At 68.5% G+C, this 20,306-nt stretch carries 25 protein-coding genes; 4 read left to right on the forward strand and 21 right to left on the reverse strand.

What is annotated here, in order from left to right:
- Positions 1 to 65: 65 nt before the first annotated feature.
- Complete coding sequence (locus CV103_RS02305; RefSeq protein WP_107393863.1) at positions 66 to 893, forward strand: S1/P1 nuclease; 828 nt, start codon at positions 66 to 68, stop codon at positions 891 to 893.
- A 40-nt stretch (positions 894 to 933) separates the two neighbouring features.
- On the opposite strand, the gene pal is transcribed toward CV103_RS02305, so the two are convergent.
- The 8 genes from pal to ruvB form a co-directional block, all read right to left on the reverse strand.
- Positions 934 to 1,461 carry a peptidoglycan-associated lipoprotein Pal gene (gene pal, locus CV103_RS02310; protein ID WP_015459120.1) on the reverse strand — a complete coding sequence of 176 codons (528 nt, stop codon included), beginning with the start codon at positions 1,459 to 1,461 and terminating at the stop codon, positions 934 to 936.
- A gap of 76 nt (positions 1,462 to 1,537) precedes the next feature.
- Positions 1,538 to 2,860, reverse strand: a complete 1,323-nt coding sequence (tolB, locus tag CV103_RS02315) for a Tol-Pal system beta propeller repeat protein TolB (protein ID WP_015459119.1) — start codon at positions 2,858 to 2,860, stop codon at positions 1,538 to 1,540.
- 65 nt (positions 2,861 to 2,925) lie between these two features.
- Positions 2,926 to 3,363, reverse strand: coding sequence for a hypothetical protein (locus tag CV103_RS02320; RefSeq protein ID WP_107393864.1), 438 nt, complete (start codon positions 3,361 to 3,363; stop codon positions 2,926 to 2,928).
- The gene (locus CV103_RS02325; protein WP_015459117.1) at positions 3,360 to 4,208 is read right to left on the reverse strand and encodes a hypothetical protein; all 849 of its coding nucleotides are present in this window, start codon (positions 4,206 to 4,208) and stop codon (positions 3,360 to 3,362) included. Before CV103_RS02325 ends, CV103_RS02320 begins: the two co-directional genes overlap by 4 nt.
- Complete coding sequence (gene tolR / locus CV103_RS02330; protein WP_015459116.1) at positions 4,205 to 4,648, reverse strand: protein TolR; 444 nt, start codon at positions 4,646 to 4,648, stop codon at positions 4,205 to 4,207. Before tolR ends, CV103_RS02325 begins: the two co-directional genes overlap by 4 nt.
- Positions 4,648 to 5,334 carry a protein TolQ gene (gene tolQ / locus CV103_RS02335; RefSeq protein WP_107393865.1) on the reverse strand — a complete coding sequence of 229 codons (687 nt, stop codon included), beginning with the start codon at positions 5,332 to 5,334 and terminating at the stop codon, positions 4,648 to 4,650. Before tolQ ends, tolR begins: the two co-directional genes overlap by 1 nt.
- Positions 5,331 to 5,795 (reverse strand): YbgC/FadM family acyl-CoA thioesterase, encoded by a 465-nt coding sequence (locus CV103_RS02340; protein ID WP_015459114.1) that lies wholly within the window; start codon positions 5,793 to 5,795, stop codon positions 5,331 to 5,333. The genes tolQ and CV103_RS02340 overlap by 4 nt, the downstream gene beginning before the upstream one ends.
- A 61-nt stretch (positions 5,796 to 5,856) precedes the next feature.
- Positions 5,857 to 6,885, reverse strand: a complete 1,029-nt coding sequence (gene ruvB / locus CV103_RS02345; RefSeq protein ID WP_070932080.1) for a Holliday junction branch migration DNA helicase RuvB — start codon at positions 6,883 to 6,885, stop codon at positions 5,857 to 5,859.
- Between the two features lie 207 nt (positions 6,886 to 7,092).
- On the opposite strand from ruvB, the gene CV103_RS02350 reads away from it, so the two are divergent.
- Together CV103_RS02350 and CV103_RS02355 are read left to right on the forward strand one after the other, a co-directional pair.
- A complete protein-coding gene (locus CV103_RS02350; RefSeq protein ID WP_170112534.1) occupies positions 7,093 to 8,208 on the forward strand; it encodes a dipeptidase in 1,116 nt (371 codons plus the stop codon).
- An 83-nt stretch (positions 8,209 to 8,291) separates the two neighbouring features.
- Positions 8,292 to 9,155, forward strand: coding sequence for a 2-hydroxyacid dehydrogenase (locus tag CV103_RS02355; RefSeq protein WP_107393873.1), 864 nt, complete (start codon positions 8,292 to 8,294; stop codon positions 9,153 to 9,155).
- A gap of 118 nt (positions 9,156 to 9,273) precedes the next feature.
- On the opposite strand, the gene ruvA is transcribed toward CV103_RS02355, so the two are convergent.
- From ruvA to CV103_RS02410, 11 genes are all read right to left on the reverse strand, one after another.
- Positions 9,274 to 9,873, reverse strand: a complete 600-nt coding sequence (gene ruvA / locus CV103_RS02360; RefSeq protein ID WP_107393867.1) for a Holliday junction branch migration protein RuvA — start codon at positions 9,871 to 9,873, stop codon at positions 9,274 to 9,276.
- Entirely contained in the window at positions 9,870 to 10,367 is a 498-nt protein-coding gene (gene ruvC / locus CV103_RS02365) for a crossover junction endodeoxyribonuclease RuvC (protein WP_107393868.1), read from the reverse strand. The genes ruvA and ruvC overlap by 4 nt, the downstream gene beginning before the upstream one ends.
- On the reverse strand, positions 10,364 to 10,759 hold the full coding sequence (locus CV103_RS02370; RefSeq protein ID WP_245896620.1) for an endonuclease domain-containing protein: 396 nt from the start codon (positions 10,757 to 10,759) through the stop codon (positions 10,364 to 10,366). The genes ruvC and CV103_RS02370 overlap by 4 nt, the downstream gene beginning before the upstream one ends.
- 52 nt (positions 10,760 to 10,811) lie before the next feature.
- Positions 10,812 to 11,555 carry a YebC/PmpR family DNA-binding transcriptional regulator gene (locus CV103_RS02375; protein ID WP_015459107.1) on the reverse strand — a complete coding sequence of 248 codons (744 nt, stop codon included), beginning with the start codon at positions 11,553 to 11,555 and terminating at the stop codon, positions 10,812 to 10,814.
- 44 nt (positions 11,556 to 11,599) lie between these two features.
- A complete protein-coding gene (locus CV103_RS02380) occupies positions 11,600 to 12,343 on the reverse strand; it encodes a hypothetical protein (RefSeq protein ID WP_015459106.1) in 744 nt (247 codons plus the stop codon).
- Positions 12,340 to 12,657 (reverse strand): heavy metal-binding domain-containing protein, encoded by a 318-nt coding sequence (locus CV103_RS02385; protein ID WP_015459105.1) that lies wholly within the window; start codon positions 12,655 to 12,657, stop codon positions 12,340 to 12,342. Before CV103_RS02385 ends, CV103_RS02380 begins: the two co-directional genes overlap by 4 nt.
- A gap of 30 nt (positions 12,658 to 12,687) precedes the next feature.
- Entirely contained in the window at positions 12,688 to 13,356 is a 669-nt protein-coding gene (locus tag CV103_RS02390) for a glutathione S-transferase family protein (protein WP_107393870.1), read from the reverse strand.
- A 27-nt stretch (positions 13,357 to 13,383) separates the two neighbouring features.
- Entirely contained in the window at positions 13,384 to 13,626 is a 243-nt protein-coding gene (locus CV103_RS02395) for a DUF2312 domain-containing protein (RefSeq protein WP_015459103.1), read from the reverse strand.
- Between the two features lie 180 nt (positions 13,627 to 13,806).
- Positions 13,807 to 14,415, reverse strand: coding sequence for a PEPxxWA-CTERM sorting domain-containing protein (locus CV103_RS02400; protein ID WP_015459102.1), 609 nt, complete (start codon positions 14,413 to 14,415; stop codon positions 13,807 to 13,809).
- A 163-nt stretch (positions 14,416 to 14,578) separates the two neighbouring features.
- A complete protein-coding gene (locus tag CV103_RS02405) occupies positions 14,579 to 15,931 on the reverse strand; it encodes a metal-dependent hydrolase family protein (RefSeq protein WP_107393871.1) in 1,353 nt (450 codons plus the stop codon).
- A gap of 113 nt (positions 15,932 to 16,044) precedes the next feature.
- Positions 16,045 to 16,458: a DUF1244 domain-containing protein gene (locus tag CV103_RS02410; RefSeq protein WP_015459100.1), complete on the reverse strand. Its 414-nt coding sequence runs from the start codon at positions 16,456 to 16,458 to the stop codon at positions 16,045 to 16,047.
- A gap of 79 nt (positions 16,459 to 16,537) precedes the next feature.
- Here CV103_RS02410 and pyk point away from each other — a divergent pair, with 79 nt between their 5' ends.
- Positions 16,538 to 18,001 (forward strand): pyruvate kinase, encoded by a 1,464-nt coding sequence (pyk, locus tag CV103_RS02415; RefSeq protein WP_015459099.1) that lies wholly within the window; start codon positions 16,538 to 16,540, stop codon positions 17,999 to 18,001.
- Positions 18,002 to 18,031: 30 nt separating this feature from the next.
- On the opposite strand, the gene msrA is transcribed toward pyk, so the two are convergent.
- Both msrA and CV103_RS02425 read right to left on the reverse strand, forming a co-directional pair.
- Positions 18,032 to 18,742, reverse strand: a complete 711-nt coding sequence (gene msrA, locus CV103_RS02420; protein ID WP_107393872.1) for a peptide-methionine (S)-S-oxide reductase MsrA — start codon at positions 18,740 to 18,742, stop codon at positions 18,032 to 18,034.
- A 119-nt stretch (positions 18,743 to 18,861) separates the two neighbouring features.
- Positions 18,862 to 20,064 (reverse strand): pyridoxal phosphate-dependent aminotransferase, encoded by a 1,203-nt coding sequence (locus tag CV103_RS02425; protein ID WP_070932064.1) that lies wholly within the window; start codon positions 20,062 to 20,064, stop codon positions 18,862 to 18,864.
- Positions 20,065 to 20,306 lie beyond the last annotated feature (242 nt).

The following is a 20,306-nucleotide window of genomic DNA, read 5'->3' on the forward strand; positions in this document are numbered from 1 at the left end:
CCAGAATTCACCAACCGGCGCGGCCACCTATCGGCCATCAAAATTGACGCCGACCGGACTCCGTAATCGTCGCGCTACACATCGCCGCCACGCCCGCCGCGGCCTGGTGGGAATATGGCCATGAAACCGTCGCCAGCATCGCCATGGCGCAGGTGAAGCCCTCCACCCGCGCCGCGATCCGCCGGCTGCTCGCCCGGTCCGACCTGCTGGAAACGCCCACCTGCCCCGCCCACACCATCGAGCAGGCGAGCGTGTGGCCCGATTGCGTGAAGCCGCTCGGCGATCGCTTCAGCTATGCCTATAACTGGCACTATCAGAACGTGAACATCTGCAAGCCGTTCGCGATCAAGCCCAATTGCCCGGACGGCAATTGCGTTTCCGCCCAGATCGAACGCAATGCGCGGCTGCTCAAGGATCGCACGGTGCCGGTGCGCGAACGGGTGATGGCGCTGGTATTCCTCGTCCATTTCATGGGCGATCTGCACCAACCGCTCCACGCCGGCGACAAGGCCGATCTCGGCGGCAATCGCGTGAAGGCGGCCTATGGGGTGATCGAGGGCCGCGCCAATCTCCACTCGGTATGGGATGGCCTGCTGGCCGATCGCGCGCTTTCCACGCCACCGGGCGGCGCGAAGGGGCTGCTTGAGGAATATGGCCCGCCGGCCCGCGCCACGATGCGCGAAGGCACGGTGGAGGATTGGTCGCGCGAGAATTGGCAGGTCGCGCGGGATTCCGCTTATGCCAGCGTGCTGGGCGATCCCTGCGCCCCCACGCCCGACCAGCGCGTGAAGATCGACGAGGCGACGATCGAAAAGCTGATCCCGGTGCTCCGGCTCCAGGCGGTGCGCGGCGGCGTCCGCCTGGCGCGGCTGCTGGACGAAGCGCTGGGGTAAGGAAAAGGGGAGGGACCCGGCCGGCCCCTCCCCCTTCGGATCACATGCCGGTGATGACGACCGAAACCGCGCGGCGGTTCTGGGCCCAGGCGGACTCGTCCGAACCTTCCACCGCCGGACGCTCCTTGCCGTAGCTCACGGTCGAGATGCGCGAGGCGTCGATCTTGGTCGCCAGATAATTCTTGGCCGAATTGGCGCGGCGATCGCCCAGCGCGAGGTTATATTCGCGGGTGCCGCGCTCGTCGCAATGGCCTTCCACCGTCACGCGCACGTTCGGATATTTGGCGAGCCAGTCGGCCTGCCGGTCCAGGATGGCGCGCGCCTCGCTGTCGAGGTCATATTTGTCGGTGCCGAAGAACACGCGGTCGGAACCCACCTGCTGGAGGAAATCCTCCTTCGATCCGGGCACGACGGTCGACGCCACCGGGCCTTCCGGCTGCGTCGTCTCGGGCGCCGGGGTGGATTCGGTGGGCGGAGCCGGCGGCAGCTGCGCCGGCGGCTTCTTGGAACAGCCGGCCACGGCGACGAGAGCCGCCGCCATCAGCAGCTTGGTCGTCAGGTTCTGCATGTCGATCTCCTTGATTTTAGCGACGAGTTGTTTGTTTGGAACGATGAACCGAAAGCAGGGCAACGGTCAACCCATTTCAGGGCAGTAACGGCCCCCAGGCCGGATCGGATCCATCCAGCGGGGTAGGAACGCGTTTTTCGTTGACGCCGGTCAGATCGACCGACCACAGGTCGGCCTTGCCGGACCCTTGCGCCGTGCGGAAGAACATGATGACGCGGCCGTTGGGCGACCAGCTCGGCCCTTCGTCCTGCCAGGCGTCGGTCAGCAGCTTCTCGCCCGATCCGTCCACACCCATGATGCCGATGCGGAAGCCCGCACCGATCTTGGTGAAGGCGATCAGGTCGCCCTTGGGGCTCCAAACCGGCGTCGCATAGCGGCCGGAACCGAAGCTGATCCGCTGCTGGCCGGATCCGTCCGCGCTCATCACATAGATTTGCTGCGTGCCCGAACGATCGCTTTCGAAGACGATGCGGCTGCCGTCGGGCGAGTAGCTGGGCGCCGTGTCGATGCCGGGCGACGTCGTCAGCCGCGTCGCCGGGCCGCCGCTCGCCGATACGCGATAGATGTCGGTGTTGCCGTTGATCGCCATCGAGAAGACGATGAAGCGGCCATCGGGGGAGAAGCGCGGCGCGAAGGTCATGTTCGGCTGGTCCAGCACCAGCCGCTGCCGGCCGGAACCGACGTCATAGACATAGACGCGCGGCCGATCGTTGACGAAGGACATGTAGACGATCGATTGCTGGTTGGGCGCGAAGCGCGGCGTCAGCACGATATTCTGGCCGTTGGTGAGGAAGCGGTGGTTGGCGCCGTCCTGGTCCATGATCGCCAGCCGCTTGATGCGGTTCTTCTTCGGCCCGGTTTCGGAGACGTAGACCACGCGGCTGTCGAAATAGGGGCCTTCGCCGGTCAGCCGGGTATAGACGGTGTCGGCGCATTTATGCGCGGCGCGGCGCCATTGCGCCGGCTGGACGACGAAGCCCTGCCGCGCCATCTCCGTCTTGGCGAATACGTCATAAAGGTAGCAGCCGACGGTGATGGTGCCGTCGCCATTGGCCTGGGCGAAGCCCTGCACCAGCGCCTGCGCGCCCGTGCCCACCCAGAAGGGGAAATCGGGCGCCGTCACCTGCGCGAAGTTCACCTGGCCCAGCGCGTTCGGCCCGATCGGCTGGAACAGGCCGCTGTTGCGCAGATCGTTGGTGATCACGTCCGCCACCTGCCGCCCGAGCGCTGAGGTATCGCCCGCCGCCGTCTGCACGATCGCCGGCGTCGGCATCGACGGGATAGCGATCGGCATGGGCGAGGAAATACCGCCCGTGATGTCGACCGTGATGGATTGCGCCGCCGCTGGCAGCGGCGCCGCCAGCGCCGCGGCCAGCAGCAGGGTTCGCATCGGCTTCATCCCTCGCGGGTTCGTCCCTGTCGGGTTCATCATCGTCTCCCGTTCCTTGTTCATTGCCCGGCCCGTCATGCCGCCCCGCCCGGACTGAATGTCAGCTGAAACTCGCTCCAGCCATTTTCGTAAAGGTCCGCCGGCAGGCGGATCGGCTGGCAGCGCAGCACGGCGAGCGCGGCTGCTTCCGCCATCCGCTCCGCCTGCGCCGATATCTCCGGCGTCACGCCCGATTGCCGCGCCACCTGCGGCAACCCGATCAGCGTGCCGTCCGGCGCGTAGCGCACGGTAAGCGTGGTCGCGATCGTCCGCGCCGCGCCCGCGCTTCGGGGCGAGCGGTAGCAGCGCTTCACCTGATCGGCCGCCACCTGGATCGCCCGCATCGCCGCCGCGCGCTCGGGCGCGGGCACCGGCGCCACCGCCGCCCCGGCCGTCCGGGGCGCGGTGCACCCGGCCGACACGAACGGCAGCCCCAGCGCCAGGGGGATGGAGGCGCGCCATGCCTGCCTCATCCCAGTTGGCTCGGAATGAAGCGAAGCTGGAAATCGTTCCAGCCGCCTTCATAAAGCTCCGCCGGCAGCTTCACCGGCGTGCAGCGCAGCACCGCGCGCCGCGCGATGTCGCTCATCTGCCGGGCATAGGAGCGATTGGCATCGTTGACGCCGGTCTGCTCGACCATCTCGGGCTCGATCGCCACGGTGCCGTCCGGCTTGTAGCGCAGGCGCAGCGTCGTCACGATGCTCATCGCCGATGTGCCCTGCAGCGATCCCAGCTCGTAGCAGGGCTTGAACTGACGGGCGAGCGCGGCCGCCAACCCCTGCATCGCCGCCCCGCTCACCGCCGCCCGCGGGCTCGCAGCCTTGCCCTTGGGATCATCGGAAATGCCCTTCAGGAAATTGGCGCCCAGCCGCGATCCAGCGGGCTTTTCCGCCTTGCCCTTGGTTTCCCGGTCGGGACGGCGGCGATCGCTCGCATCCTCCTTGTCCTTCGCCGGCGCCTTTTCGGCGGGCTTGGGCTTTTCCGCGGGCTTCGGCTTGTCGGCCGGCTTCGGCGCGGGTGTCGGCTCCGCCGCCTTGGGGGTCGGCGCGGGCTCGGGCGGCGCAGGCGTCGGCTCGGCGGGCGCGGGCTCCTCGGGCGGCCCCGTCTCGGGCGCTTCCGATGGCGCCGGCGCCTCGGTCGCCGGATTGGGCACCGCCGAACGCAGCCCCACTTCGTCGGTCAGGATCACGTCGAGCGGCTCGTTCACCGCCGGCGGCAGGCGCACGGTGGTGAAGATGCCGAGCGACAGCACCGCGAACAGGGCGGCATGCCCTATCAGCGCAACGCCGAAACCAGCCTTCTCCGCGCGATCGATCACGATCTGTCTTCGCCCGCCGTAACCAGCGCCACCTTGTTCAGCCCGGCGCGGTTGAGCTCGCCCATCACCCGCATCACCCGGCCATAATCCAGGCCGCGATCGGCGCGCAGGAAGATCTGGGGCGCATCCTTGCCATGGCCGCGCGTCGCCGCGATGTCGCCCAGCCGCGCCGCCAGCGTGGATTCCAGCACTTCCTGATCGTCGAGGAACACCTTGCCGGTCCCGTCGATCGAAATCATGATCGGCTGGTCCTTCTGGTCCAGCGCGCCGGCGCGGCTGTCGGGCAGGTTCACCGGCACGCCCGTCGCCATCAGCGGGGCGGCGATCATGAAGATGATCAGCAGCACCAGCATCACGTCCACCAGCGGCGTGACGTTGATCTCCGCCATCGGCGCGCGGCGGCCGCCAGGCCCGCGGCCCTGCACCGGCCCCATGCCCATCAGCCCTCGACCTCCAGCTCGCGGCTCAACGTCGCATGGAAGCCGTCGGCGAAGCGGTGGAGGCGCGCCTCGATCCGGTTCAGCACATGGGTCAGGCGGTTATAGGCGATCACCGCCGGGATGGCCGCGAACAGGCCGAGCGCGGTGGCGAACAGCGCCTCGGCGATGCCGGGGGCCACGACGCCGAGCGACGTGTTCTGCTGGGCCGCGATATCGGTGAAGCTTTTCATGATGCCCCACACCGTGCCGAACAGGCCGACGAACGGCGCCACCGATCCGATGGTGGCGAGGATGTTCAGCCGGTCGGAAAGCCGGTCCACCTCGGCCGCCACGGCCACGCCCATCGACGTCGCCAGCCGCGCGCGCGTGCCTTCGCGGTCGATGCGGTCGCCCTTGGTCGATCGCCGCCATTCGGAAACGCCAGCCGAAAACACCTTGGCGCTCGGCAGGTCGGAACGGCCGGGACCGTCATAGAAGCGGTCGATATCCTCCGCCTTCCAGAATTCGCGTTCGAAGGCCTCGTTGGCCTTGGAAATCCTCCGAAGGCGCGTGCCGTGGGCCAGGATGATCGTCCACGTCCAGATGCTCGCCAGCACCAGCCCGATCATCACCGCCTTCACGACGAAATCGGCCTGCATGAACAAGGTTACGGGGGATAGCAGCGATTCCGTGGGCGCAATGGTCATGATCGGTCAGAATTCCCTTTCAGCCGTTCGAATATTTCGATCCAGCCACGTGGCTGCCGCCGTGGCCGACCGTCGGGGGAGAGGAAGGCCGCGGTGACGTCCGCTTCGGCGACTACCTCCCCACCCCGCATGACTCTCTGATGAATGACGCACGAAGCCGCGCGAATTTCCCTCACTTGCGAAACCACCAGCAGCGCATCGTCCAGCTTTGCCGGCCGGCGGTAGCGGATGGAAAGGTCCGCGACGGCATAATAGCCCTCGCCCCCTTCCTGCGCGGCGCGCTGGTCGATCCCGGCGACGCGCAGCATGTCGCTGCGGGCGCGTTCCATGAAGCGCAGATAATTAGCGTGGTAGACCACGCCCGAAAGATCGGTGTCCTCGAAATAGACGCGCAGCGCGAAGCGGTGCTCCGTGCCGACGAAGCGGCCCTCGAAGGGCTGATCCAACGCATCCTTAACCATGGCCCAGCGGTCTAGCTTGTCCGATTCGCGACCGGAACCCCAAAGTCGGCGCTAATGCCGCCTATTTTCCGTCGAACAGGCCGGCTTCCGCGCCCGGCGGCGGATTGAGGCCGAGATGCTTCCACCCCAGCGCGTTGAGGCAGCGCCCCCGCGCGGTGCGGGCGACGAGGCCGAGCTGGATCAGATAAGGCTCGATCACCTCCTCGATCGTGTCGCGCGGTTCGGACAGGCCGGCGGCCAGGGTCTCCACCCCCACCGGCCCGCCGCGATAGATGTCGGCGATCATGGTGAGGTAGCGCCGGTCCATGGCGTCGAGGCCGAGCTGGTCGACCTCCAGCCGGTTGAGCGCGGCATCGGCGGCCTTGCGATCGACCAGGGCATGGCCCGCGACATCGGCGAAATCGCGCACGCGGCGCAGCAGCCGCCCGGCGATGCGCGGCGTGCCGCGGGCGCGCCGGGCAATCTCCGTCGCGCCATCGGGCGCGATCGCCAGGCCCAGCAGGCCCGCCGCGCGCGTCACCACGCGCTCCAGCTCGTCCACCGTATAGAATTGCAGGCGCACGGGGATGCCGAAGCGGTCGCGCAGCGGCGTGGTGATGAGGCCCTGCCGGGTGGTGGCGCCGACCAGCGTGAAGCGCGGCAGATCGATCCGCACCGACCGCGCCGACGGCCCCTCGCCGATCATCAGATCGAGCGCGCGATCCTCCATCGCCGGATAGAGCACCTCCTCCACCGCCGGGCTGAGCCTGTGAATCTCGTCCACGAACAGCACGTCGCCATCCTCGAGATTGGTGAGCAGCGCCGCGAGATCGCCAGCCTTGGCGATGACGGGGCCGGACGTCGCGCGGAATCCCGATCCCATTTCCTTGGCGATGATCTGCGCCAGCGTCGTCTTGCCCAGGCCGGGCGGGCCGAAGAACAGGACATGATCCAGCGCGTCGCCCCGCGCCCGCGCGGCCTCGATGAACACGCGCAGATTTTCCCGCGCCGCCTTCTGGCCGACGAACTCGTCGAGGCTGCGGGGCCGGAGCGCGGCGTCCACGTCCTCGGGGCGGCGGGCGGCGGTGAGGATGCGGTCGGTATCGGTCACGCGATCGCCGTAGCGGCCACTGCCGCCGCTTGTCGAGGGCCGGCGGTTGACACGAAGTTGAGGAAGTTGAGGATTGCCATCCGGTCCGCCCGGACCATGGCGCAGGCCGGCCGGGCGAATGGAGAGGAAGAGGCGCGCGAGACGATCACCGCCGGCAGGCTGCCATTTCAGGTCCAACATTACCAGAGGGGGGAACGGGCGATGGACATGACGAGACGGGGCGTGCTGGCGGGCGGGGCCGCCTTGCTGCTGGCGTCGCGCGCGGGCGCCGCGCCCGCCGGCTTCGACGACCGGCTTTATCGCAAGGCGATCGTGATCGACGGGCTGGGCGCGGTCAGCGATCCCGATTTCAAGCCGGGCATGACCCGCTTCACCCCGCGCGGGCTGGCCGAGATGCGCGCATCCGGCGCCACCGCCATCCAGATGACCGTCGCCGATCCGGGCAATGACGTATCGCTGGAGCAGGCGGTGCAGGCCCTTGCCGGCGGCGACCAGGTCATCGCCGACAATCCCGATATCCTGCTCCACGCGCTCACCGCCGCCGATATCCGCGCCGCCAAGGCATCGGGCCGGATCGCCATCGTCTATGGGCTGCAGGATTCGGCGGTGATCGGCCCGGTGCTGGATCGGGTGGCGCTGTTCAGGGGGCTGGGCGTCCGCGTGATCCAGCTCACCTACAATCTCCGCAACCTTTCCGGCGACGGATCGCTGGAGCCCGCCAATGCCGGGCTATCCAGGCTCGGCCGCGCCACGATCGAACGGATCGAGGCGGAAAGGCTGCTGCTGGACCTCTCCCACGGCGGCCAGCGCACCATCGCCGAGGGAATCGCGGCGGCGAAGCGCCCGCTGACCATCAGCCATACCGGCTGCCGCTCGCTCCACGACAATCCCCGCAACGTCTGGGATGCGGAGCTGAAGGCGCTTGCGGACAAGGGCGGCGTGGCCGGCGTCTACTGGATGCCCTTCCTCGTCCCCGGCGGCAAACCGACGAAGGACGATCTGATCCGCCACATGGCCCATGCCGTGGACGTGTGCGGCGAGGATCATGTCGCAATCGGCACGGACGGCATGCTTTCCGCCACGGTGATCGACGACGATGCACGCGCCAACCAGAAGAAATTCTACGAGGATCGCGCCGCCAAGGGAATCGCGGCGCCGGGCGAAGGGCCGGACGTCTTCAACCTAGTGATGGATTATAACAGCCATATGCGCTTCCGCATGCTGGCGGACGATCTTGCCCGCGCGGGCTGGCCGGCGGCGCGGATCGAAAAGATACTGGGCGGCAACCTGCTGCGCCTTTATGGCGAGGTGTGGGGCGGCTGATCCGTCCCTTTTTGCACAGAGAAGCCCGCTCCTTGCCTCACAAGCCCCCCGTCCTCCTGCTCGTCCAGGAGCCGCCGCACTGGATGCTCGACGACCTGCAAAGCCGGTTCGACCTGCGCACCGCGCCCGGCCCCGGCATCCGCGCGGCGGTGACGGGCGGGGCCGAGGGGATCGACGCCGCGACGATCGACCGCTGCCCGGATCTCGCGCTGATCGCGGTCTGCGCGGTCGGCTATGACAAGGTGGACGTGGCCCATGCCCGCGCGCGCGGCATCGCCGTCACCAACACGCCCGACGTGCTGACGGAGGATACCGCCGACACCGCCATCGCGCTGATGTTCGCGGTCTATCGCCGGGTCGCGCTCTACGATCGCTATGTCCGCGACGGCCGCTGGGAGAAGGAAGGGCCGCCGCCGCTGGCCCGCAAGCTCACCGGCCGGCGCATCGGCATTCTCGGCCTCGGCCGGATCGGCAGCGCGATCGCAAAGCGGTGCGCGCCCTTCGCCGGCGAGATCGCCTATCACAGCCGCACCCCCGTTCCGGGCGCGCCCTATCGCTACGCCGCCGACACGGTGGCGCTGGCGGCCGGCGTGGACGTGCTGGTCGTCGCCACGCCGGGCGGCAAGGGCACGGCCGGGCTGGTCGACCGCGCCGTGCTCGACGCGCTCGGGCCGGACGGCACGCTCATCAACATCGCCCGGGGATCGGTGGTGGACGAGGATGCGCTGGTCGCGGCGCTGGCCGAAGGCCGCCTGGGCGCCGCCGGCCTCGACGTGTTCGCGCACGAGCCGCATGTGCCGGAAGCGCTGCTGGCGATGGAGAATGTCGTCCTCCTCCCCCATCAGGGCAGCGCCACCGTCGAGACGCGCAAGGCGATGGCCGATCTGGTGATCGCGAACGTGGAGGCGTTCTTTGCCGGAAAGCCGCTGCTGACGCCGGTGGGATAAGCCCCCCGTCATTCCCGCGAAAACGGGAATCCATGGACGGCGACCGGCCCGACGGAACCTCCAGCGCCCCAGGATGAGGATTCCCCCGGCTTGGCGAAGCGGGGAAGGGAGGACGCCCCTAGCGCGCCGCCTTCCTGAGCGCGAGGCGCACCAGCGCATCGAGCGTCGCGCCCGGCCCCAGTTCCTGCTCGGCGGCCGCCACCGCCGCATTGGCCTCGGCGGGGCGGAAGCCGAGATTGGCGAGCGCGGAGAGCGCATCGCCCGCGGCGCTGCCCGCCGGTGCCGCCACAACCGCGCCCGGCACGCCGATCGCGAGGCCGCCCACCTTGTCCTTGAGTTCGTTGACGATGCGCATCGCGAGCTTCGGCCCCACGCCGTTGGCCCGCGCCACCATCGCCTTGTCACCGCCCGCGATCGCGCGGGAAAGCTCGTCGGGCGCCAGCGCGGAAAGGATCGCCAGCGCCACGCGGCCGCCCACGCCCTGCACGCTGGTCAACAGGCGGAACCAGTCCCGCTCGCCCGCCGATCCGAAGCCGAACAGCGTGATCGCATCCTCGCGCACCTGCATCTCGGTGAACAGCATCACCTGCCCGCCCGCCGCGCCGAGGGCGGAAAGCGTGCGGGCGGAAGCCTGCACCAGATAGCCGACGCCGCCGACGTCGATCACCGCATAATCGGCCGTCGTCTCCGCGAGCAGGCCGGTCAACCGTGCGATCATGCGATGATCCTCTTCATGGCCCTGGCGCTCGCCAGATGATGGGCGTGGGTGATGGCGACGGCCAGCGCATCGGCCGCGTCGGCGCCGGCGATCTTCACGCCGGGCAGCAGCCGCGCGACCATGGCGTGCACCTGCTGCTTTTCGGCGGCGCCGGTGCCGACCACCGCCTTCTTGATGAGACGCGCGGCATATTCGCCGACCGCGATCCCCTGCCGGGCGACCGTCAGCAGCACCACGCCGCGCGCCTGCCCGAGCTTGAGCGTGGATTGCGGATTGGCGTTGACGAACACCTCCTCCACCGCCGCCGCATCGGGGCGGTGGGCCAGCAGCACGTCCGTCAGCTGATCGTGCAGCGCCACCAGCCGTTCGGCCAGCGGCGCGTGGGTTTCCGTCTTCACCTGGCCGTTGGCGATATGGCTGAGCCGGTTGCCGTCAGCCGCGATCACCCCCCAGCCGGTGGTGCCGAGACCGGGATCGAGACCGATGAGGATCATGAGCCGGCAAGCCCCTCCCCTTCAGGGGAGGGGTTGGGGTGGGGCCAGCGGTCAGGCATGGCCAAGAGTTTGGCAAGGATCGCGGTCAGCACAGCCTCCATGTCGCACGCCACGTCCCGGTTGGTGAAGCGAAGAGTTTGGAAGCCCTTGCCCGCGAGCGCCGCGTCGCGAGAGGCATCCAGCTGCCGATCGTGCGTATCGCCATCGACCTCGATGATCAGCCCTTTCGCCGGGCAGAAGAAATCGACGATGAACGGCCCTATCACCGATTGGCGACGAAACTTGAAACCGCCGAGCTGCGATCGGGAGAGGTGGCGCCAGAGATGCTTTTCGGCGGGCGTCGGATCATTACGCATGCCACGGGCGCGGTTACCAAGTTCCCACGATTTCACCCGGCTTCCCCACCCCAACCCCTCCCCTGAAGGGGAGGGGCTCAGATTCCGATCACCCCAGCTTTTCCATCACCTCGTCGGAGACGTCGTAATTGGCCCAGACGGTCTGGACGTCGTCATCGTCGTCGAGCGCGTCGATCAGCTTGAACAGCGTCGCGGCATCGCCTTCGCCCACCGACACCAGCGTCTGCGGGCGCCAGGCGAGCTTCACGCCCTCGGCATCGCCGAGCACGGCTTCCAGCGCCTTGGCGACTTCGTGGAGATTTTCCGTCGCGGTCCAGATCTCATGGCCCTCGTCGCTGGAGGAGACATCCTCCGCGCCGGCCTCCAGCGCCGCCTCGAACACCTTGTCGGCATCGCCCGCGCTGGCCGGATAGTTGATCAGGCCCATCCGGTCGAAGCCGTGGCTCACCGATCCGCTGGCGCCCAGATTGCCGCCATTCTTCGAAACGGCGGTGCGGACGTTGGTGGCGGTGCGGTTGCGGTTGTCGGTCAGCGTCTCGATGATCAGGCTGACGCCGCCGGGGCCGAAGCCCTCGTAGCGCACTTCCTCGTAATTCTCGCCGTCGCTGCCCGCCGCCTTGTTGATCGCGCGCTCGATATTGTCCTTGGGCATGCCGCCGGCGCGCGCGGTGAGCACGGCCGCGCGCAGGCGGGCGTTCATCGCCGGATCGGGCAGGCCCATCTTGGCGGCCACGGTGATTTCGCGGCTGAGCTTGGAGAACAGCGCCGAGCGCTTCTTATCCTGCGCACCCTTGCGGTGCATGATGTTCTTGAATTTGGAATGGCCGGCCATTGCCGTCGCGGTCCTGTGCTGTCTGTCGGAATTGTGCGCGCTCCTTAGCGGGAGGCAGCCCCTTCGCGCAACGGCAACGCGATCTTCCACGCCACCACGCCCAGCGCGCAGCCGATCGCCAGCTGCACCGCCGATACCGCGCCATCGACCAGCGACAGCGCCGCCAGCGCGCGCGCCGGCAGGGCGATCTTCACCGCGACCAGGGTGAGCGCGAAATGCACGGCGGCGAACGGCAGCACCAGCGCGGCATAAGCCAGCCACAGGGGCACCAGCCGCCCCTGCTGGCGGGCGAAGATGTGGCGGAGGGGAAAGCCCGCATCCCCGATCGCCAGCGCCGCCTGCCAGGCGAGGATGGCGATGGTGAAGGCATACCAGATGGCGGTGGTGATCATGTGCGCCAGCCAGATATCGGCGATCGCCGCATCCTTGCCCGTGGCGATGGTGCCCAGCGCCGAAAACAGGCCGAAGCCGATCGCGAGCAGGATCGTCACGCCCAGATAGCGCGCCAGCGGCGCGCCGGGGGCGAAGGGCCGGGGCACGCCGGCGATGCGGCGGATCACCGCATAAGCCAGCCAGAACACGGCGATGACCCGGATCGCGGCGGCGGCGATGAACGCGCCGGACATCTCCCCCGGCTGCGGCTTGGTCGCGAAGTCGATCAGGTTGGTGCCGGTGGTGATGGCGAGCGCGATCAGCCAGATGTCGGCGGTCATGTGCGGCGGCTTCAGATGGGCGATCACCGCGCGGCGGACGCCGGCAACGTCCGGCTCGATCACGGCGCCGCTCAAAGCTTCACCGCCGTGCCGCTCACCGAAACCATCAGCATCGATCCGTTCTGGCCCAGCACCTCATAATCGATGTCGACGCCGATCACGGCATCGGCGCCGAGATCGCGCGCCTCGGACGTCAGCTCCTCGAACGCGGCCGTCCGCGCATCGCGCAGCGCCCCTTCATAGGCGCCGGACCGGCCGCCGACGATGTCGCGCACCGAGGCGAACAGATCCTTGAACAGGTTGGCGCCGACGATCACCTCGCCGGTGACGATGCCCAGATAGTCGCGGACCGGGCGGCCCTCGATCAGCGTGGTGGTGGTGACGATCATCGCCGGGCTCCCCATTGCCGTTGCAACCCCTTACTGCCCGATCCGGCCGCGCGCCGCCAGCGGCCGCGCGAGGAAGGCATCGAAGCTTGCCGCCATCTCCCCCGCCATCCGGCGGCCGGCGTCGCTGCCCAAGGCGCGATCCCGATAAGCGGCAAGGCCGGGGTCGGCCCGGATCGCGGCGGGATCGCCGAAGCGATCGCATACGGCCAGCATCGGCATCAGCGCGGCATCGGCATGGCCAAAGCGGTCGCCCTGCGCCCAGCGCGCGGCCGCATCCCGGAAATGGGCGATGGCGCCCAGGCCGCGCATCACCCGGCGCATCGCGCGGGCGACGGCATCCCCGCCGCCCATCCCGAACAGCGCATGGCCCAGCAGCATCGAGACGCCGGGACCGATCTCCACATCCACCATGCGGGCGGCGAAGGCGGCGCGGGCGCGGGCGCGCGGGTCCGCCGGCCATAGCGAAGGGCCGGGCAGGACGGCATCGAGATAGTCGGCGATGGGGCCGGATTCGGGCAGGATGAAGCCGCCATCGTCCAGGCAGGGCAGCTTGGCCAGCGGGTTGATCGCGCGATAGGCGGGCGATCGCCAGTCGCCGTCGGGCGGCGGCGGCAACAGGGCGAGATCATGGCCCTTGGCCCGCGCCACCATCAGGCAGCGCTGGGCATAAGGCGAAAAGGCGACGCCGTAGAGCTTCATCGCTCCGCCGGCGCCGGTGCGGTCATGTTAGCCGAGGCCAAGCGCCGCCTTGTAGGTTTCGAGCAGGGCCTCCGCCTCATCGCGGGCATGCTTCTCCATCTTCCGCAGCCGGACGATGGCGCGCATCGTCTTGACATCATAGCCCTGGCTCTTGGCTTCCAGATAGACGTCCTTGATGTCGTCCGAAATGCCCTTCTTCTCTTCTTCCAGCCGCTCGATGCGCTCGATGAACAGCCTCAGCTGATCGGCCGCGACATTAGGTTCGCTCATCCGGTCGTTCACTCCTGATTCGGTGGAAGCGGAGCCTCTAGAGCGGTTTCGCCCCGCACGGAACCGGTCTCGTCTTCCGGGGCCGCATTTTCCGCGCCGTCCGCCCGAAACGCGAAAGCGCCGCCGGCCTCGCGGCCGACGGCGCCTCCCTGCGATCCGGGTCCGTCTATGCGGCCGTTATCAGGCGGCGATCGCCACCCGGCGCGGCGCGCGCAGGCGCATCGCGCCGCCGACCAGGCCGAAGCCCGCGATCAGCATCGCCCAGCTCGCCGGTTCCGGCACCGGGGCGGAGACGACGTCCTGCCCGATCAGCGTGACGGTGGCGGAGATGGTCTCGGTGATGGGATGACCGAAATCGAGGCCGCCGAGATTTTCCAGCGCCACCTGATAGGTCGCGCCGTTGGCGGTGATCGTCGTCGGCCCGTCCCAGGTCAGGCCCCCGGCGGCGGTGAAGAAGGCGACGGCATACCAGCCGCTGGCTTCCCCCGGAGCCGAGCCACCCGGCGTGAGGAACGAAAGCTGGGCGGCCAGTTCCACCGCGCCGGCGCCGATGCCGCCGATCGAGATGTCGATGAAATCGAAAGTCCAGCTCTCGCCGATCTCCAGCGTCTTCAAGCTCGTCGGCAGATCCGCGAGCGTGGCGGAGAAGTTGCTCCACCCCAGCTGATTATAGGAATAATTGACGTAGGTATTGGCGGCGCTCTGGTCGATCTCGAACGTCACCGCCGCATTGGCGGGCGCGATCGCGGCAAGACCGAGGCTGGCCGCGGCGGCGATCTTCAGGAACATGGATTTCACGCTACTACTCCCCTCTGGAATATAACGCCGAGAGCAAAGCAGGAATCGTGCCAACAACGGCAATTCTAGTGCAAAACACTGTTAACTATTACGAGATGTAAACTAGCCCGACAGGAGTAGCGCGGGAGCCCAACCCTCCCGCGCCATCCGAACATCAATCGACGGGGAAGGGCTGGCGCTTGCCGCCGAGCTTGTGGACGGTGCCGTGGCGCATCACGAAATCCACCGTTTCCAGCCGATGCACATCCTCCAGCGGGCTTCCCGCGACGGCGATGATATCGGCATCCTTGCCGGGCTCGATGCTGCCCAGCCGGTCGGCGCGGCCGAGCAGGTCGGCCGCATCCAGCGTCGCCGCGCGGATCGCCTGGTCCGCGGTCATCCCCGCTTCCAGCATCAGCGCGAATTCCTGCGCATTGTCGCCATGCTTCGACACGCCGGTATCGGTGCCGAAGGCGATCTTCACGCCAGAGCGCACGGCCAGCGCGTGATTCTTCTTGGCGGCGGCGGCGGCGGCCTCCGCCTTCACCAGCGTCGGCGCGGGCAGCGCGCCGGCCCGGGCGTTGCGCAGCGCCGTCACCGGCGCGATCATCGTCGGCACCAGATAGGCGCCCTTCGCCTTGAACAGCTTAACCGTATTCTCGTCGAGGAAGCTGCCATGCTCGATCGAATCGACGCCCGCCTCAAGCGCGGTCTCGATCCCTTCCTTGCCATGGGCATGCGCGGTCGCCTTGCGGCCGAAGCTGTGCGCGGTCTCGACGATGGCGCGCATCTCGTCCGGCGTCATCTGCCGGCCGAGCCCGCCGGCGACGTTGGAGAGCACCCCGCCCGTCGCCGCGAACTTGATGACTTCCGCCCCGTCGCGGATCTGGGCGCGCACCGCGCGGCGGCATTCGTCGGCGCCGTCGCAGATATTGGTCTGATGCTGGTGCATCGCCTCATAAAGATCGCGGTTCACGCCGTTGGCGTCGCCATGCCCGCCGGACACGGAGATCATCTTCCCCGCCGGCACGATCGTCGGCCCCGGCAGGTCGCCGGCGTTGATGGCGTCGCGCAGCGTGGCGATGCCGCGCGGCTCCCCGCCCAGATCGCGCACGGTGGTGAAGCCCGATTCGAGCGTGACGCGGGCATGGCGGGCGGCGATGACGAATTCGTCCTCATAATCGCGCCCCGGCCCTTCCAGCCGTTCCTTCAGCGGATCGCCGTCGCTGTAGAGGTGGACGTGCATGTCGATCAGCCCCGGCAGGACGAAACGGTCCTTGAGGTCGACCAGTTCGGCCCCGCCCTCCGGCGCGGCGAAGCCGTCGCGCACCTCGACGATCTTGCCGTCGCGCACGATCACGGTGGAGGCGCCGCGCGGCCTGCCGCCCGGCCGGTCGAGCAGCGCGCCCGCGTGGATATAGGTGACATGCGCCGCCGCCTGGGTGGCCGAAGCCGCGGGCGCGGCCTGCGCATGGGCGGTCCCGGCCATCAGGATCGCCGTGCAGGCCGCCAGTATCGTCTTTCGCATTTTTTGTGATTCCCCCTTTTGATCCATCACCTTATCCCGGTTCGGGCGGATGGGAATAGGGGAACGATAAAATCGGGCCGCCACCCGGAAAGAGCGGCGGCCGCCCCCGCCGCTCAGCGGGACGGATCGGTCTGGGAGGGCGGATCGCTGGCGGGGAAGCTGTCTTCCAGCGACTGGTCCAGCCCCTCGTCCAGCGCCTCCTGCTCGCGGGTGCGGTTCAGCGCCATGCTCGCTTCCATCTTCGCGATCTGCTCGGGCGTGGCCGGCGTGTTGTTGCGCGCCTTCCATTCGCCATAGGGCATGCCGTAGACGAGGTGGCGCGCCGTCTCCGCATCGAACTTGCCGTGCGAGGCTTCGGAAACCCAGTCCGCCAGGCAGTTGCGGCAGAAGCCGGCCAGCCCCATCAGATCGATATTCTGGGCGTCCGCCCGGTGCCGCAGATGGCGCAGCAGCCGGCGGAAAGCGGCCGCCGCGGTCGCATCGTCGATCACATCTTCCGGGCGCTGGACCGTTTCTGTGGGTTTCATGGCGCAAACTCCAAACTTGATCTGTCGCAAATAGGGACTAACGAGCCGGCTTCATCCCGCAAGCAGAGGATCGATGCCGATGGCAAACAAGTTCGCCGCCCAGGCCCGAGAGCGCAAGGTCCGCGTGCTCGCCACGCTCGGTCCCGCCAGCGCGACGCCGGAGATGATCCGCAAGCTCTATCTGGCCGGTGCCGACGCATTCCGCATCAACATGAGCCACGGCGGCCATGACGACAAGGCGGCGCTGGTCACGGCGATCCGGGCGCTGGAGAAGGAACTGGACCGGCCGACGACGATCCTGTTCGACCTGCAGGGCCCGAAGCTGCGCGTCGGCACCTTCACCGACGGCGCCGTTCACCTGCGCACGGGCGATCCCTTCCGGCTGGATCGCGATCCAGCGCCCGGCGACCAGCATCGCGTGCAGCTTCCCCACAAGGAGATATTCCAGGCGCTGCGCCCCGGCGCGCGATTGCTGCTGGACGACGGCAAGCTGGTGCTGCGCGTCACCGACGTGGACGAGGATCGCGTCGACACCATCGTCGAGGTCGGCGGCCCGCTTTCCAACCGCAAGGGCCTGAACGTGCCCGACGTGGTGGTGCCGATGGCGGCGCTCACCGAAAAGGACCGCAAGGACCTTGCCTTCGCGCTGGAGCAGGGGGCCGACTGGATTGCCCTGAGCTTCGTCCAGCGGCCCGAGGACGTGGCCGAGGCGCGCCGGCTGATCGGCGGCAAGGCGGCGCTGCTCGCCAAGATCGAGAAGCCGGCCGCGCTGGACCGGCTGGAGGAGATATTGGAGCTGGCCGACGCGGTGATGGTGGCGCGCGGCGACCTTGGCGTGGAGCTGCCGCCCGAGCTGGTGCCGCCCGCGCAGAAGCGCATCGTCGAAACCGCGCGCCGCATGGGCCGGCCGGTGGTGGTCGCCACCCAGATGCTGGAATCGATGATCCAGTCCCCCTCGCCCACGCGCGCCGAAGTGTCGGACGTCGCGACCGCCATCTATGACGGCGCCGACGCGGTGATGCTTTCGGCCGAATCGGCGGCGGGAAGCTGGCCGGAGGAAGCGGTGGCGATGATGAACCGCATCGCCGTGTCGGTGGAGCAGGACCCCGGCTATCAGGCGCGCCTCCACTTCACCGAGACGCCGGCCGATCCCACCACGGCGGACGCGCTGGCCGAGGCCGCCGGCAATATCGCGCGCACGGTTTCGGCCGCCGCGATCATCTGCTTCACCCTTTCCGGCTCCACCGCGCGCCGCATCTCGCGCGAGCGGCCGGACGTGCCCGTGCTCGTCCTCACCCCCAGCCAGGCGACCGCGCGGCGGCTCGGCCTGCTCTGGGGCGCGCACGCCGTCCACACCCGCGACGTCGCGAGCTTCGAGGAAATGGTCGGCAAGGCCAAGCGCATGGCGCTCCGCCACAAGATCGCCCATGCCGGCGATCGCATCATCGTGATGGCGGGCGTGCCGTTCGGAACACCGGGATCGACCAACGTGCTCCACGTCGTTCGCCTCACCGGCCAGGAGCTGAAGGGGCACGGCGCCTGAGGGATGCGACGGGCCGGCAGGCCGCTCGCCTCACCCGGCGACCAGCACCGGCCTGGCCCGATAGAGCGACGGAAAGGCCTGCCGGAGCGCGGCGATCTTCGGCAGGTCGTTGACGCGGATGTAGAACTGGTCGGGATGCCGGGCCAGATAGTCCTGATGATAGGGCTCGGCCGGGAAGAAGGCCTTGCCCGGCTCGATCCGCGTCACGATCGGGCGGGGCCAGGCCCGCGCCTTGCCGAGCTGGGCGATATAGGCCGCCGCCACCCGCCGCTGCGCCTCGCCGGCGGGCATGATCGCCGATCGATATTGCGGGCCGACATCCGGCTCCTGCCGATCCTGCTGGGTGGGATCGTGCACCACCGAGAAGAAGATCTGCAACAGCCGGCCATAGCTGATCTGGCGGGGATCATAGGTGATGCGCACCGCCTCGGCATGGCCGGTGGCGCCCGACCGGACCGTGCCGTAACGCGCCGCCGCCCTGTCCCCGCCGGCATAGCCGGACACGGCGGAGGTGACGCCCTTCACATGCTGGAACACGCCCTGCACGCCCCAGAAGCAGCCGCCGGCGAGGATCGCCGTGTCGGAGGATGCGGTGGAGGGCGGATCGAGCGCGGGCGGCGGCAGGCGCACCGCCGTCTCGGCGGCGGTCGCGGCCGAAAAATCGGGCCGCGCGATCGGCGCCAGCATGCCGACCGCGACGCCCGTGGCCAATAAAGCTGCGATCAGATGGGTCCGCGCCACGCTGCACCTCGCATATCCGCGATGATGGATAAGTGGGCGGGCAGCGGCCGGTTGCAAGGCCGGCGGTGGAAAAGGCCGCCCCTTTCGCCTCCGGTCGGGGCGAAGGGGCGGCCCCTGGCTTATTTCAGCGCGGCGCAGGCCTCGGCGATGCGATCGCAGGCCGTGGTCAGGATCGATTCGGAGGTGGCGTAGCTCACGCGGAAGGCCGGCGAGAGACCGAAGGCCCCGCCATGGACGGCGGCGACGCGGCCTTCGTCCAGCAGATAGCCGATCAGCATCTCGTCATTTTCGATGACGAGGCCGGCCGGTGTCTTGCGGCCGATCAGGCCCGAAACGTCGGGATAGACGTAGAAGGCGCCTTCGGGGACCGGGCAGTGGATGCCGTCGATCGCGTTCAGCCGGCCGACCACCAGATCGCGGCGGACCTGGAAGGCGCGGGCGCGATCCTTGAGGAAGCCCTGGTCGCCGTTGAGCGCCGCCGTCGCCGCCGCCTGCGCGATCGAGCAGGGGTTGGAGGTCGATTGCGACTGCAGCTTGGCCATCGCCTTGATGAGCCAGGTCGGCCCGCCGGCGAAGCCGATGCGCCAGCCGGTCATCGAATAGGCCTTGGAGCAGCCGTTCACCGTCAGCGTCCGCTCATAGAGGTCGGGCGCGACCTGGGCGATCGTGGTGAAGTGGAAATCGTCATAGACGATATGCTCATACATATCGTCGGTCATCACCCACACGTGCGGGTGGCGGCGCAGCACCTCGGCCAGGGCCTTCAGCTCGGCTTCGCTATAGGCCGCGCCCGAGGGGTTGGACGGCGAGTTGAGCAGCACCCACTTGGTCCGCGGCGTGATCGCGGCATCGAGCTGCTCGGGCGTCACCTTGTAATTCTGCGCGGCGCCCGCCGCGATCATCACGGGCACGCCGCCCGCGAAGGCGACGATGTCGGGATAGCTCACCCAATAAGGCGCGGGGATGATCACCTCGTCACCCGGATCGACGGTGGCGACCAGCGCGTTGAACAGGGTGTGCTTGCCGCCGACGTTCACGCTGATCTGCGCGGGTTCGTAGACCAGGCCGTTGTCGCGCTTGAACTTGGCGGCGATGGCGGCCTTCAGCTCGGCCGTGCCGTCGACATTGGTATATTTGGTCTTGCCCTGCTGGATCGCCTCGATCGCGGCCGCCTTCACGAAATCGGGCGTGTCGAAATCGGGCTCGCCGGCCGAAAGACCGATCACGTCGATCCCCTTCGCCTTCTGCTCCAGGACGCGGCTGGTCATGGCAAGCGTGGCGGACGGCTGGATGCGGCCGAGCGCGGCGGACGTGAAGGTCATGGATCGTGTCCCCAGGGGATTGACAGGCGCGCGGGCCTATAGCCTCCGCGCCCCCTTTCCTCAACCGCGGCGGCGCAACATTGGACAAGAAATTGGTGGCTGCCGTGAAGCTGGATTGCGCGGGGCCCGGTTTTGGGAGTGGGCCGGCACCGCCCGAAAACCGCTAGGGTCGGGACCCATAAACAGGATTCCCTTGGCGTCGGGAATGTGATTCATATGTGGACGCCCCCTTGGCAAGGGCA

This window comes from Edaphosphingomonas fennica (genome assembly GCF_003034225.1).
Lineage (GTDB): Bacteria > Pseudomonadota > Alphaproteobacteria > Sphingomonadales > Sphingomonadaceae > Sphingomonas_E > Sphingomonas_E fennica.

Excerpts from the sequence above, each read along its gene's own strand:
- tolR (WP_015459116.1), bottom strand. The coding sequence starts at position 4,648 with ATGGGCATGGGGCCGGTGCAGGGCCGCGGGCCTGGCGGCCGCCGCGCG.
- CV103_RS02425 (WP_070932064.1), bottom strand. The coding sequence starts at position 20,064 with ATGACCTTCACGTCCGCCGCGCTCGGCCGCATCCAGCCGTCCGCCACG.
- CV103_RS02385 (WP_015459105.1), bottom strand. The coding sequence starts at position 12,657 with ATGATCGTCACCACCACCACGCTGATCGAGGGCCGCCCGGTCCGCGAC.
- CV103_RS02400 (WP_015459102.1), bottom strand. The coding sequence starts at position 14,415 with ATGTTCCTGAAGATCGCCGCCGCGGCCAGCCTCGGTCTTGCCGCGATC.
- CV103_RS02355 (WP_107393873.1), top strand. The coding sequence starts at position 8,292 with ATGCTCGACGACCTGCAAAGCCGGTTCGACCTGCGCACCGCGCCCGGC.
- CV103_RS02375 (WP_015459107.1), bottom strand. The coding sequence starts at position 11,555 with ATGGCCGGCCATTCCAAATTCAAGAACATCATGCACCGCAAGGGTGCG.
- CV103_RS02395 (WP_015459103.1), bottom strand. The coding sequence starts at position 13,626 with ATGAGCGAACCTAATGTCGCGGCCGATCAGCTGAGGCTGTTCATCGAG.
- ruvA (WP_107393867.1), bottom strand. The coding sequence starts at position 9,873 with ATGATCGCACGGTTGACCGGCCTGCTCGCGGAGACGACGGCCGATTAT.
- CV103_RS02405 (WP_107393871.1), bottom strand. The coding sequence starts at position 15,931 with ATGCGAAAGACGATACTGGCGGCCTGCACGGCGATCCTGATGGCCGGG.
- CV103_RS02390 (WP_107393870.1), bottom strand. The coding sequence starts at position 13,356 with ATGAAGCTCTACGGCGTCGCCTTTTCGCCTTATGCCCAGCGCTGCCTG.
- CV103_RS02320 (WP_107393864.1), bottom strand. The coding sequence starts at position 3,363 with ATGAGGCAGGCATGGCGCGCCTCCATCCCCCTGGCGCTGGGGCTGCCG.
- pyk (WP_015459099.1), top strand. The coding sequence starts at position 16,538 with ATGGCAAACAAGTTCGCCGCCCAGGCCCGAGAGCGCAAGGTCCGCGTG.
- ruvC (WP_107393868.1), bottom strand. The coding sequence starts at position 10,367 with ATGATCCTCATCGGTCTCGATCCCGGTCTCGGCACCACCGGCTGGGGG.
- pal (WP_015459120.1), bottom strand. The coding sequence starts at position 1,461 with ATGCAGAACCTGACGACCAAGCTGCTGATGGCGGCGGCTCTCGTCGCC.
- CV103_RS02340 (WP_015459114.1), bottom strand. The coding sequence starts at position 5,795 with ATGGTTAAGGATGCGTTGGATCAGCCCTTCGAGGGCCGCTTCGTCGGC.
- tolB (WP_015459119.1), bottom strand. The coding sequence starts at position 2,860 with ATGAAGCCGATGCGAACCCTGCTGCTGGCCGCGGCGCTGGCGGCGCCG.
- CV103_RS02410 (WP_015459100.1), bottom strand. The coding sequence starts at position 16,458 with ATGAAACCCACAGAAACGGTCCAGCGCCCGGAAGATGTGATCGACGAT.
- tolQ (WP_107393865.1), bottom strand. The coding sequence starts at position 5,334 with ATGACCATTGCGCCCACGGAATCGCTGCTATCCCCCGTAACCTTGTTC.
- CV103_RS02350 (WP_170112534.1), top strand. The coding sequence starts at position 7,093 with ATGACGAGACGGGGCGTGCTGGCGGGCGGGGCCGCCTTGCTGCTGGCG.